Annotated in this window: 10 protein-coding genes; 4 read left to right on the forward strand and 6 right to left on the reverse strand. The window is 74.0% G+C overall.

All coding sequences use genetic code 11. The annotated features are described in order from the left end of the window. The 4 genes from GA0070213_RS17170 to GA0070213_RS17185 form a co-directional block, all read right to left on the reverse strand. Complete coding sequence (locus GA0070213_RS17170) at positions 1-966, reverse strand: sulfotransferase (RefSeq protein WP_091064743.1); 966 nt, start codon at positions 964-966, stop codon at positions 1-3. Continuing rightward, positions 963-2129: an MFS transporter gene (locus GA0070213_RS17175; RefSeq protein WP_091064748.1), complete on the reverse strand. Its 1167-nt coding sequence runs from the start codon at positions 2127-2129 to the stop codon at positions 963-965. The genes GA0070213_RS17170 and GA0070213_RS17175 overlap by 4 nt, the downstream gene beginning before the upstream one ends. Next, positions 2126-3583 (reverse strand): DegT/DnrJ/EryC1/StrS family aminotransferase, encoded by a 1458-nt coding sequence (locus GA0070213_RS17180; protein WP_245716445.1) that lies wholly within the window; start codon positions 3581-3583, stop codon positions 2126-2128. Before GA0070213_RS17180 ends, GA0070213_RS17175 begins: the two co-directional genes overlap by 4 nt. A 698-nt stretch (positions 3584-4281) precedes the next feature. Further along, on the reverse strand, positions 4282-5019 hold the full coding sequence (locus GA0070213_RS17185) for a protein kinase family protein (RefSeq protein WP_091065260.1): 738 nt from the start codon (positions 5017-5019) through the stop codon (positions 4282-4284). A 79-nt stretch (positions 5020-5098) separates the two neighbouring features. On the opposite strand from GA0070213_RS17185, the gene GA0070213_RS17190 reads away from it, so the two are divergent. Then, complete coding sequence (locus GA0070213_RS17190) at positions 5099-5533, forward strand: hypothetical protein (RefSeq protein ID WP_091064757.1); 435 nt, start codon at positions 5099-5101, stop codon at positions 5531-5533. On the opposite strand, the gene GA0070213_RS17195 is transcribed toward GA0070213_RS17190, so the two are convergent. Together GA0070213_RS17195 and GA0070213_RS17200 are read right to left on the reverse strand one after the other, a co-directional pair. Continuing rightward, positions 5505-6509, reverse strand: coding sequence for an Acg family FMN-binding oxidoreductase (locus GA0070213_RS17195; RefSeq protein ID WP_091064761.1), 1005 nt, complete (start codon positions 6507-6509; stop codon positions 5505-5507). The genes GA0070213_RS17190 and GA0070213_RS17195 overlap by 29 nt on opposite strands. 133 nt (positions 6510-6642) lie before the next feature. Continuing rightward, complete coding sequence (locus GA0070213_RS17200; RefSeq protein WP_091064765.1) at positions 6643-7872, reverse strand: PucR family transcriptional regulator; 1230 nt, start codon at positions 7870-7872, stop codon at positions 6643-6645. An 83-nt stretch (positions 7873-7955) separates the two neighbouring features. Here GA0070213_RS17200 and GA0070213_RS17205 point away from each other — a divergent pair, with 83 nt between their 5' ends. From GA0070213_RS17205 to GA0070213_RS17215, 3 genes are all read left to right on the forward strand, one after another. Next, positions 7956-9047 (forward strand): ferredoxin reductase, encoded by a 1092-nt coding sequence (locus tag GA0070213_RS17205; protein ID WP_091064768.1) that lies wholly within the window; start codon positions 7956-7958, stop codon positions 9045-9047. Positions 9048-9059: 12 nt separating this feature from the next. Next, entirely contained in the window at positions 9060-10199 is a 1140-nt protein-coding gene (locus GA0070213_RS17210) for a fatty acid desaturase family protein (protein WP_091064771.1), read from the forward strand. 120 nt (positions 10200-10319) lie between these two features. Then, positions 10320-11951, forward strand: coding sequence for a glycosyltransferase (locus GA0070213_RS17215; protein WP_091064775.1), 1632 nt, complete (start codon positions 10320-10322; stop codon positions 11949-11951). Positions 11952-12286: the final 335 nt, after the last annotated feature.

The following is a 12286-nucleotide window of genomic DNA, read 5'->3' on the forward strand; positions in this document are numbered from 1 at the left end:
TCACCTCTCCGTCTCACCGACGCGGGCCGCCGCGCCGGAATGCGTGCCGGCCGACCCGTCGGGCCGGTAGCCGTAGCGGGCGGACAGCGGCCAGGCCAGTGCCGTGACCGCGAGGCGTTGCCGGCCGGTCAGCGTGCGCCGCCACCCGTCGTCGGTGTCCCGGATGACGGTCGGGCCGGTGCGGAACCGGTCCGGGTTGCCGGTCACCGTGTGGTTGCCGCGCAGCTCGACGGTCCGGTCCCGGACCGGGTTGCCGGCCGGGTCGACGCCGACCAGCCGCAGCAGCGCGTCGACCGTGCCGGCCGGCTCGGCGGTGAAGTCCTCGTAGCGCAGGAACGTCGACCGTCCGGGGTGCCGGCGGTTGATCGCCGCCGAGGCCAGGTTGAACCCGTGCCAGTACGCGGTGCTGCGCGCCGCCGACATGGCGTAGACGTAGTCCTTCGGCTCCCGCCAGGAGTGCGCCACCGCGCGCGGGTCGCGCACCAGGTGCAGCCAGTACGGGTCGACGCCGGGCACCTGCGGCAGCAAGGCCGACTCGCCGGGGATCTTGGTGCTGTCCACGATCACCCGGGCGCCGGTGCGCGCGGCGATCTCCCGGTAGACCGCGCCGAGCAGGTCGGCGTGCGCGCGGGTGTCCGGGTCGGGTGCGCCCCGGCGCAGCACCCGCCAGGTGTGCCGGGTCCGCAGCCGGGCGCGTTGACGCCGGATCACCTCGGCGGCGTGCGCGTCGGCGGACATGCCGGCCGGGCGGCCGACCGGCAGCACCGCCGACCAGAGCGGGCAGGCGGTCAGCGCCTCGCCGCAGCCGCACCGGTCGTTGACCCCGCGGCCGGTGGAGTTCTTCCACAGGAAGTGCAGTTCGCCGACGTGCACGACGCCGGGCGCCTCGCCGAGGACGTTGCCGATGATGGTGCTGCCGTTGCGACACCAGCCGGTGACGCTGAGCACGGTCACGGGTGCGCTCATGTGCGTACCTCCATCGGGGTTCGGCCGCCGATGCGCAGCGCCATCGCGGCGGCGACCGCCGCGCCGGCCGCGCCGGCCACGAACACCGCCGGGTAGCCGAACCCGGCGGCGACCAGACCGGTCGCCGGACCCCACACCGCCAGCCCGAGATCCCAGAACGAGGTGTACGCACCGATCGCCGCGCCCTGCCGCGCCGGGTCGGTGCGGTTCATCACCATCAGCGCCAGCGACGGGTGCAGCAGCGAGAAACCGACGCCCATCACCACGCTGCCGGCCACCGCGACCGGCAGGTTCGGCGCGACCGCGATGACCAGCAGCCCGACCGCCTCGCCCACCCCGCACCAGGTGGCCACCCGGCGGGGGCCGAGCCGGTCGGGCAGGTGACCGATGACCAGCCGGGTGCCGGCGTAGACCGCGCTGAAGCAGCTCAGCACCACCACGCCGTGACCGATGCCGCGGGCGTCCAGGTGCAGCACCACGAACGCGGCCAGCCCGGCGTACCCGGCCGCGCCGAACGTCAGCGCCACGCCGGGCAGCAGCGCGGGGCGCAGCAGCAGGCCGCCGCCCCGGGCCGTCGGCGCGGCGCGCGGCGGCGTCGGCGCCAGCGCGACGAGCGCGGCGCCGAGGGCCGGGGCGGCGGCGCTGAGCGCCCACACCGCCGGGTACCCGGCCTGTTGCACGGTCGCGCCGAGGAACGTGCCGGCGGAGATGCCGCCCCACATGCTCACCCCGTAGAGGCCGATGAGTTGACCGCGCCGGTGGTGCGGGGCGAGCTGGACGATCCACACCGCGCCGGCGGTGAACAGGGCCGCCTCGCCGGCGCCGAGCAGCAGCCGGACCGCCACCAGCGCCGGCACGCCCAGCGGCGCCAGGTACAGCAGGCCACCGGCGGCCACCACGAGCGCGCCGGTCAGCATCACGGTGCGATGGCCGTACCGGTCGGCCAGCGCGCCGGCGGCCGGCCGGACCAGCAGCGCGGTCACCGCGGTCCCGGTGACCACGACGCCGACGGTCAGGTCACCGGCGTCGTGCCGCTCCCGCAGGAAGCCGGGCAGCACCGGGATGACCGCGGTCAACCCGAGGTAGCCGGCGAAGAGGCCACCGAGCAGCCCGACCAGCGCGCGCCGGGGCAGTCGCCGCTGTGCGGTGTCGACGCCGGTCACGGCCGCGCCGGTGCGCTGTCGCGGGCGGCGGCGACCTTGCGGACCGCGTGCACCAGGTCGTCGCAGTCGTCCGGGGTGAGGTTGGACGACAGCGGCACGTCGACGGTCTCGGTGAGCAGCCGCGCGGTGCGCGGCAGCGTCGCGCGGACCTGCCCCGGGTCCGCGGTGTCGTAGAGGAAGCGCCAGTTCCAGAACGCCCGGACGTTGAGGTCGTCGTCCGCGCCGATGTTGCGGGCGTCGATCCCTTCCGCCCGCAGCGCCCGGGCGAACCAGCCCGCGTCGCCGCCGGGCACGCGGAACAGGAACGCTTCTCCGAGGTACGCCCCGGGCGCCACCGGTCGCCGCACGGCGATGCCCGGCAGGTCGGCCAGGGCGCGGGAGACGTGGGCGTAGTTGCGGTGGAACAGCGCCAGCCGTTGCGGCAGCCGGGTCAGCTCGGCCCGTAGCAGCGCCGCCCGGATCTCGTCCATCCGCAGGCTGAGCAGGGGCAGGTCCAGGCCGGTGAGCGACGGCTCGCCGTGCGGGAAGTGCCGGCGCAACCGCCCCTCGTACGCCCCGGACAGCGCGACCGCCCGGGCGAAGAGCGTGCTGTCGTCGGTGACCAGGAAGCCACCCTCACCGCAGTTGAGCGCCTTGTCGGACTGGGTGCTGAACGCCCCGGCCGCGCCGAACGTGCCGAGCTTGCGGCCGTGGAGTTCGGCGCCGAGCGCCGGTACGGCGTCCTCGATCAGCGGTACGCCCATCTCGGCGGCGAAGGCGGCGAGCGCCTCGACGTCGGCGGCGAAGCCGCGCATGTGCACCACCATGACGGCGCGGATGTCCGGCCGCCACCGCCGGCGCAGGTCGTCGAGGTCCATCCGCAGGTCGTCGTCGACCTCGACCAGAAATGGTCGGCAGCCGGCCAGCACAATGGCACTCGGAGTGGCGACAAAAGTGAATCCGGGGCAGGCGACCAATGACCCCGGCGGCACGGCTGCTCCCATCAGGGCGAGGGCCAGCGCGGCGGTGCCGCTGGAAACGGCGAGCGCATGCCGGGTGCCGAAATAGTGGCACAGTTCGTCCTCGAAGCGACCGCATTCGGTTTCGTTCTGCGCGCGGTGGTCGTATCGGAAGTAGAGATGACTGCGGATGGCCCGAATTGCGGCGTCCTCGTCCTCGGCGTGTACGAATACCGCACCTTTGTCATAGGTGGGCCACGGCGCGCGCCGGACCGGCCGACCGCCGTGCAGTGCGAGCTGTCTTTCCAGCTCAGCGCCGTAGGGAGCCGGCCTAGGCCGGCTCGGCGCGGGAGCGTCGTTGTTCCCGTTCACCGGCGGACTCCTCGGGCGAGCGGCAGCAAATCCTATCCGTTCGATAGGATTTGCCGAGCGCGCGCCGGGCACGATTGCCCGGCGGAATCTCGCGGTCCCGGCGCGATCCCGTCGAGGGGTGGGAAAAGCCACCAGATCCGACATTGGCGTGGGGTGGATCCAGTGACCATCATGATTGCCCTCATGGTCGCCACCGTCAACATGCGATCGGGAATACGTAGAACAGTTGCTGACAGTGACAGTGGACAATAGGGAATAGTCCCTCGTGGTGCGTGTCGCCAGGTCTTCGCGGTGCTGACCGGCCGTGCCGTCTCCATCCCGGCCGGGCCTTCGCGCCCGGTCACCCGCTCGTGCCCGGTCTGCTCGTGCCGGCGGTCTGTTCGTGCCGGCGGTCTGTTCGTGCCGGCGGTCTGTTCGTGCCGGCGGGTTTGCCCGAGCAGGCCGCCCCGCTCTCCTCGCCTCCTCGCGGCGATGTCAGCGGCTCGTCACTCCGTGTGAGAGGCGGGCCGCCTCCGCGTCCCCTCGCTCCGCCGCCTTTGCTCTGCAGCCACGGACGCATCAATCACGGAGGGCTGCTGCTGCGCGGATGGCTGCAGAGCAAAGGCGGTGGAGCGGGGTGCCCGGCTGTCGCGAAAACCTCACGTAACCCCTGCTCAAGCGATCAGGCGCCGTGCGGACGCCTTTCTGGGGCAGATGGCCCGTCGTTACCCGGAGTCACCGGCGGAGCAGCGCACCGTTCGTCACCGACCGTCACCGATCGTGGCCGCCCGCGGGCCCGCGGGCCCGCGAGCCAGCCGTCGCCGGCCCGAGCACGCGGGACGGGTACCAGGGGCAAACGGCGGTCAGGTCGTCTCGCGCCAGGCCTCGACCAGGTCGGGCACGCACGCGTACCGCGCAGCCGGGTCGGCCCGGGTGGCCCGCTCCACGACCGCTGCGGCGCGCTCGTCGCCCCGCCAGCCCGACGGCGCGTCGAGCAGGTGGTGCAGGGTGCGGCCCAACGCGTGCACGGTGGTGCGCTCGTCGATCACCGCGCCCCGGGTCAACTCCTCGGGTGAGAGATAACGGCGGGATCCGGGCAGCCGCTCGGAGTCCAGGACGAACGCTCCCGGCCGATACTCGTCCAGGTCGATCAGCCGCATCCGGCGGGCGTCGAAGTCGTAGAGGAAACACCCGTCGTACAGGTCGATCGCGACGTAGCCGGCGGCGCTGACGGCGAGGTGGGCGTCGAGGATCACCGCCAGGGCCGCCCGCACCTCGGCGACCGGGAGGCGCTGGAAGCGGGCCAGGCCGGACCGGTCCGACCCGCGCACGGTGGCGTGGTTGAGCACGGTCCCCTCGCACCACGGATACACCAGGGTGGGACCGTCGGTGCCGTCGCGCACCAGTTCCGGCCGGACGACCGCCGGGTGCCGGACGGCTGCGTGCAGGCCGAGGGCCCGGGTCAGGGAGGCCTGCGCCCGCGGGGTCCGGGCCCGCTTGACGAACCAGCGCCGGCCCGCCGCCCGCACGCCGTAGGAGAGACAACCGGAGTCCTGGTCGCCGAAGACCACGAACGCGTCGGTCGGATCCAGTTCGAACACCCGCCGAGGGTAGCGCCGGGCGTCCCGGTCGTGGCCGCCGTCGGCATGCGACGACACCGGACCGGGTAGCTCTCCCGGCATGTCCGTAAGCGCACGGCAGCGGGACCTCTTCGTCGCGACGCTCAGCTCGGCGGCGGTGGTCGTGGGTGTGGTGTGGCTCGTCACGCGACCCCTCGCGTGGTTCTCCGTCCTCTGGGTGGCGGTGGCGGCCACGGTCGTCGGGACGAGCCTGCGTCGAGGTCTCGCCCCGACCACCGGCGACCGGCGCCCGACGAGGCCGCGACCCGCCCGGCGGGCGCCGCGGGTGATGGCCGTCGTCTCGGCCCTGTTCGCCGCGGTCCTGCTGGCCGTGTTCCTGCCCCGGTTCGCCCGGGACGGCCAGCCACCGGCGCTGCTCGCGCTCTGGGCGCTGTTCGCTGTCGCGATCGCGGGATTCAACCTCTGGACGGCGTTCCGGGGCCCGGCGCAGGCGCACGACGAACGGGTCACTCCGGCGGCGCCACCACCTCGATGACCTCGGCGGGCGCCCGGCGTGGGGCCGGCGGCAGGTCCGCGTCCGGGCCCCAGCCGACCCGCACCACCAGGTAGGGGTCGCCGATGCCGGCGAGCAGGTCGCGCATCATCCGGCGCGGCCAGGCCAGCTCTATCGCGTCGCTGAGCGGAGCGGCGGCCAATCCCTCGGCGGTCGCGGTGAGCAGCAGCGCCGACAGCGCCTCGCCGCCGCGCAACCACGCTTCCGGCTCGTCGCGGTCGCCGAACAGGATCAGGTACGCCGCACCGCGGTCGAAGTCCGCGCCGGCGGTCAGCCCGGCCGCCCTGCCGAGGGCGTGATCGCGCAGCGGGACGCGCCGCGGTGCGGGCCGGACCGCGGTGGTCGTGGGCACGCCGTCGCCGCTGCCCGCCGGGCGGTTGGTCCACCGGTGCAGTTCCTCCCGGTACGCCGGGTCGGCCAGCTCCGCGTCGGCGGCGCGGCCGGTGGACACGGCCAGCATCGGCATCTGGTCCGGGCGGACCACGTGCAGGTGCGCACCCTGCGCCTCGACGGCGTCGGTGAGCCGCGTCAGGACCGACTCGGGCACCGGACGGTCGCCGTACGCGCGCCGGTCGGTGCGGCGGCGCGGGATCGCGTCGACGAGCCGGAGCGCCGGTACGTCCAACACGGTCGGGCCGGTGACGCGCAGCCGGGCGAGCAGCGTCGGGTCGGCCGGGTCGGGCAACCGCTCGACGGCGACCGCCCAGCCGACGGCGGCGAGCGACACCCGGGCGTGGTGCAGGGCCGCGCCGCAGCTCAGGGTGAGCAGCCGGCCGTCCGGGTCGGTGTGGGCGAGCTGCCGGCCGGGGTCGGCGCGCAGCTCCAGCGTGTCCGCGTCGATCCGCCAGCGCCAGGGCTGGGTGTTGAACACCGAGGGGGCGTGCAGGGACTGTCGGGCCGCCGCCTCCAGCACCCGTACCGTCGGGTCCTGCTGCGTGCGGGTCGCGGACCGGTCCATGGCGGCGCCTCCTCGTTGCTCGTCCCCTTCCGAGGCTGCCCGCCGCCGGGGCCCAGGGGCAGGGCCGGAGGTCCCGAGCCCACCGAGCCCGGCGACCCGGGTGGGTGAAAAAGGCCCCTCCTCTACCGGAGCGTCAAGCGGGGGCCCCTCCTTGCTCGGGTGGAACGGCGAGGGCGATGGTGAGGTCCAGCACCGTGGCGGGGTCGTGGAGGCGGTCGCCGAACAGCTCCCGCAGCTTGCCCATCCGGTAGCGGACGGTCTGCGGGTGCACGAACAGGTCGGCCGCCACGTCGTCCCGGCGGCCCTGGTGCAGCAGCCAGGACCGCAGCGTCTCGGCGAGTCGGTGCGCGGTGGCCGGCGGCAGGGCGGCGAGCGGCGCGAGGGCCTGGGTCCGCAGGTCGGCCAGTGCCTCCGGGTCCATGCTGAGCAGCAGCGCGGCGAGGTGACGCTCGGTGTCGACCGGCCCGGCGTCCGGTTCGCCGAGTCCGAGCGTGAGGGCCCGGGTGGCCCGCTGGTAGGACGCGGCGACCCGGTGCCAGGGGCGGGCCGGTCCGAGCACCGCCCGGTGCCCGTGCAGCAGCCGGACCAGCTGACGGCGCCGGCCGCCGTGCGCGTCCGGCACCAGCAGCACCGCCAGCTCCTCGGCCGGGCGCATGCCGGGCAGGTCCTCGCCGCTCTCCAGCGTCTGCGGGCCGAGCAGGGCGAGCACCGCGCGCAGGTGGCGGCGGGGCAGCAGCACCACGGTCAGCGTCTGCGGCGGCGGCCAGTCGGCCCGCTCGGCGCTGCGCCGCAGCGATTCCTCCGGCTCGCCGGCGAGCAACTGCCGGGTGAGCCGTTCCACATCCCGGCGGCGTACCCGGCCGGCGCTCGCCAGCTCGTCGGCGTGCCCGGCCACGCTGGCCGCGGACAGCTCGTCGATGTACGCGAACATCAGCTCGGCGAACTCGGCCACCGTCTCGGCGGCCAGGCCGCTGCGCACCGTGATGGTGGAGACCTCCCGCCAGGCCACCCGGGCGCCCACCCGGTACGCGGCCAGCAGCGCGTCCATGCTCCGCCCGGAGCGGGCCTCGCCGCTGCCCAGCGCGTACGCGGCCTCCAGCGCGGGGGCCAGGGGAGTGCTCGGGTCGAACGCCTGGGTACCCTCGATGAGCTGGAGGAACGTGCCCAGCGCGATGCGTACCGCGTTCTCGATCTTCGCGCGCATGGTGCCGGTGAGCGTGCCGGAGTAGTCCGGCACCTCGGCGGTGATCGCGGTGACCGTGCGCTCGGCGACCATCGGCAGGCGGCCGCGCAGCATCGCCGCCACCTCGGCGTCGAGATCGAGATGGGCGGCACGCTGCCCGGTCCCGGCCTCCTGCGACATGTTGTTCCCTTCGAACAAAAACCTGTGGCCGTTTCACCTTTGTCGGTCAAGATGTTATGCGATTACGCAGCCACGCTGGTCATATGACCACAACTGCGCCCCGCCGCTCCCAGAAGGTCTCCTTCCGGGACAGGCTGCTGCGGCTGGCCGGCACGGTCACCACCCCCCTGCTGCCGGGCGACTATCTCGACCTGGTCGCGCCGCTGCGGGCGGGCGCGCCCCTGCGGGGCCGGATCGTCGCCGTCCGCCCGGAGACCCGGGACGCGGCGACGCTGGTGATCCAACCGGGGCGCGGCTGGCAGGGTCACCTGCCGGGGCAGTACGTGCGCCTGGGGGTGGACGTCGACGGGGTGCGCCAGTGGCGCGCGTACTCGCTCACCTCGCCGCCGGGCGCGGCGGACGGCCGGATCGCCGTGACCGTGAAGGCGATCCCGGACGGCAAGGTCAGCAACCACCTGGTCCGCCGGATCCGACCCGGCACGATCGTCCAGCTCGACCAGGCGCAGGGCGAGTTCGTGCTGCCCACGGCCACCCCCGAGCGGGTCCTCTTCCTGACCGCCGGCAGCGGCATCACCCCGGTCATGGGGATGCTGCGCGCCGGGCTCACCGAACGCGCCGACGTGGTGCTCGTGCACTCGGCGCCGACCCGCGACGACGTCATCTTCGGCGCGGAGCTGAGGGCGCTCGCCGAACGCGGCGCGGTACGCCTGGTCGAGCGGCACACCGACACCTCCGGCCTGCTCGACGTGACCGAGCTGGACGAACTCGTACCCGACCATGCGCAGCGGCACACCTGGGCGTGCGGGCCGCTCGGCCTGCTCGACGCCGCCGAGGCGCACTGGGCGGCCCGGGGCGCGGTCGATCTGCTGCACACCGAGCGGTTCCGTCCTACGGTGATTACGCCGGGCGACGGCGGCACGGTGACCTTCACCGGGGCGGGGGTGACCGTCGAGGCCGACGGCGCCACCACCCTGCTCGACGCGGGGGAGAACGCGGGGGTGCTCATGCCCTCGGGCTGCCGGATGGGGATCTGTTACGGCTGCGTCGTGCCGCTGCGCCAGGGCGCGGTACGCGACCTGCGCAACGGCGACGTGACCACGGCCGTGCCGGGTGACGGCGTGCGGATCCAGACCTGTATCTCGGCGGCCGCCGGTACCTGCGACATCGAACTCTGAGGAGCCACCGACGTGACCGTGATCCAGAAGAAGGCCGACAACCCGATCGCCCACCTGAGCGCCGAGGACATCGAGATCATCGGCAAGGAGCTGGACGCGATCCGGGACCGGGTGATCGCCGACCGGGGGGAGCGGGACGCCCGCTACATCCGCAAGGTGATCAAGACCCAGCGGACGCTGGAGATCAGTAGCCGCGCGGTGCTGCTGTTCTCGCTGTTCCCGCCGGCCTGGATCGTCGGCACGGCCGGTCTCACCGTCGCCAAGATCCTCGACAACATGGAGATCGGGCACAACGTCCTGCACGGCCAGTGGGACTGGATGCGTGATCCGAAGATCCACTCCACGACCTGGGACTGGGACCACGTCTCCCCGGCCGACCAGTGGAAGCAGTCGCACAACGAGTTGCACCACCGCTACACCAACGTGGTCGGCAAGGACAACGACCTCGGGTACGGCATCATGCGCGTCGACGAGGACCAGCCGTGGCACCCGATGCACCTGGGCCAGCCGGTGTGGAACCTGCTCAACGCCGCCTTCTTCGAGTACGGCATCGCCGCGTACGACATGGAGTTGGGCGACCACCTCAAGCAGAAGCGGCTCAAGGACCCGAAGTTCCGGGCCAAGGCGAAGGCGGTCGGCCGCAAGATCCGCAAGCAGGTGCTCAAGGACTACGTGGTCCACCCGCTGCTCTCCGGTCCCTCGTTCCTGTCCACGCTCGCCGCCACGTTCACCGCCAACCTGATCCGCAACGTGTGGAGCCACTCGGTGATCATGTGCGGGCACTTCCCGAGCGGCGTGGAGACGTTCGAGAAGACCTCCATCGAGGGCGAGACGCGCGGCGAGTGGTACCTGCGGCAGATGCTCGGCTCGGCCAACATCAGCGGCCCCCGCCTGCTGCACATCATGACCGGGAACCTGTCCTTCCAGATCGAGCACCACCTCTTCCCCGACCTGCCGAGCAACCGCTACCAGGAGATCGCCCCGCAGGTCCGGGCGCTGTTCGACAGGTACGGGCTGCGCTACACCACCGGCCCGCTGCCCAAGCAGGTCGCCTCCGCCTGGTGGAAGGTCATCCGCCTGTCGCTGCCCAACCGCCGCGACCGTCGGCAGCCCGTCGCGCCGGGCCCGCTGGTCCCCTCCGGCGCCGCCTGACCGGCATGTGCACGGCTGGTGAACTTCCCCCCACCGGCGTTCGCACATTCGATGTCCTCGCAGCTCAGGCCGCATTTCGCGGCCCTCGGGCGGGTCCCGTGTCCCCGTACACTCGCGCCCATGCCGAAGCAGCGGGACGCCGCGCCGCCGCCGGGCGCCGGCCGGCGGGTGGTGATGCTCGTCGACAACGCGGTCGAGGGTGACTCACGGGTGCAGAAGGCCGCCCGGTCCGCCGCCGACGCCGGCTGGCACGTCACCCTGCTCGGCTGCGCCCGCGTCGACGCCGAGCGCCGCTGGCAGCTCGGCGACGCCGAGGTACGCGTGCTGCCGCTGGACGCGCCCCGCCTCCTCCCCACCGACGCGAGCGATCCACGCGGCGAGGCCGGCGCGACCGGTTCCCCCGCCGGCCCACGCGGCTCGGGCCTGCGGGGCCGGCTGGTGGCGCGTGGCGGGCTGCCGTTGCGGGTGGCCCGGCTGGCCCGCCGACCGTTGGAGCACGCCCAGGTCCGCTACTGGCGGGCCCGGCTCGGCGACCGGGCCTGGCGCCGGCTGGAGCCGGGACTGTGGGACTACGAACGTGTCGCCGGCCCGGTCGTCGACGAGTTGCGCCCCGACCTGGTCCACGCGCACGACTTCCGGATGCTCGGCGTGGCCGCCCGCGCGGTCGACCGCGCCCGCGCCCGGGGACGCGTCGTGAAGCTGGTCTGGGACGCGCACGAGTGGCTTCCGGGTGCCCGACCCCGTCGCGACAACGCCCGCTGGCTGCCCGCGCACCTGGGCTACGTCCGCGAGTACGTCGGCCACGCCGACGCGGTCGTCACCGTCTCCGACACGCTCGCCGACCTGTTGGTCCGCGACCACGACCTGCCGGAGCGCCCCACCGTCGTGCTCAACGCCCCGATCGCCGAGCCCGAGCGCTCCTCCGCCGTGCCCGCCGCCGCGGAGCGTGCCGCCGCCGTGCCTGCCGCCGCCGTGCCTGCCGCCGCCGTGCCTGCCGCCGCCGTGCCTGCCGCCGCCGTGCCTGCCGCCGCCGTGCCTGCCGCCGCCGTGTCGGTCGCTGCGGGACCCGTCGCTGAAGCCGCGTCCGTTGGCGCCCCGGCGCCCACCGGGCGGACCGTGCCGGCCGCCGTTACCGTTCGGGCGGCCGGCGAGTCGCCTGACCTGCGGACCGGCTGCGGTGTGGCCGCCGACACCCCGCTGCTGGTCTACAGCGGGGCGATGGCCGAACAGCGTGGCGTGGACACCGTGGTCGAGGCGCTGCCCCGGCTGCCCGGCGTACACCTTGCCCTGGTCGTCGCCGACCCGGCCGCCGCCTACGTCCGACAGGTCGTCGCCCGCGCCGCCCGCCACGGCGTCGCCGCGCGGGTGCACGTGCTGCCGTACGTGCCGCACCGGCAGCTCGTCGCGTTCCTCGCCACCGCCGACGTCGGGCTCATCCCGCTGCACCACTGGCCCAACCACGAGATCGCGTTGATCACCAAGTTCTTCGAGTACGCGCACGCGCGGCTGCCGATCGTGGTCAGCGACGTCCGCACCATGGCCGACACGGTCCGGGCCACCGGCCAGGGTGAGGTCTTCCGCGCCCGGGACGCCGCCGACCTGGCCCGCGCAATCCGGGCGGTGCTCGCCGACCCGGCCCGCTACCGCACCGTCTACGACGGCCCGAACTCCCCGCTGCCCACCTGGACCTGGGAGTCCCAGGCCGACCGCCTGAACGCCCTCTACCACCACCTGCTCACCCGCACCCCCTGAGCCACCACCCCCCCCGGACACCCACGCCGTTCCACCCGTCGCCCCCGCTGCCGCTGACTGGAACGCCATGGGTGTCTCGACCCGGGTTTGACACCCGTGGCGTTCCACTCACCACGGTCGGCGCTCGTTGGTGGAACGCCATGGGTGTCCCGACCCGTCCTGAGGCCCGTGCCGGGGCCGTCGCCGCCACGCCCACGGGTTGACCATGAGGTTGGCGGTGCCACATCGGGCAACGGGGGCCGTCAACGTCATGATCGGCGGGGCGGGGGAAAGGGGTGGGCGGGGGGAGAACGGGTGGGCTAGCCTGGGCGGTATGCAGAGCAGGCGCACCATCA

Origin of the sequence: Micromonospora humi, from assembly GCF_900090105.1 — a bacterium.
Classification (GTDB): Bacteria; Actinomycetota; Actinomycetes; order Mycobacteriales; family Micromonosporaceae; genus Micromonospora; species Micromonospora humi.

Bases quoted from the DNA above. Each gene is read 5' to 3' on its own strand.
- GA0070213_RS17170 (WP_091064743.1), bottom strand. From the start codon at position 966: ATGAGCGCACCCGTGACCGTGCTCAGCGTCACCGGCTGGTGTCGCAAC.
- GA0070213_RS17180 (WP_245716445.1), bottom strand. From the start codon at position 3,583: ATGTCGGATCTGGTGGCTTTTCCCACCCCTCGACGGGATCGCGCCGGG.
- GA0070213_RS17190 (WP_091064757.1), top strand. From the start codon at position 5,099: ATGTCCGTAAGCGCACGGCAGCGGGACCTCTTCGTCGCGACGCTCAGC.
- GA0070213_RS17195 (WP_091064761.1), bottom strand. From the start codon at position 6,509: ATGGACCGGTCCGCGACCCGCACGCAGCAGGACCCGACGGTACGGGTG.
- GA0070213_RS17200 (WP_091064765.1), bottom strand. From the start codon at position 7,872: ATGTCGCAGGAGGCCGGGACCGGGCAGCGTGCCGCCCATCTCGATCTC.
- GA0070213_RS17205 (WP_091064768.1), top strand. From the start codon at position 7,956: ATGACCACAACTGCGCCCCGCCGCTCCCAGAAGGTCTCCTTCCGGGAC.
- GA0070213_RS17215 (WP_091064775.1), top strand. From the start codon at position 10,320: ATGCCGAAGCAGCGGGACGCCGCGCCGCCGCCGGGCGCCGGCCGGCGG.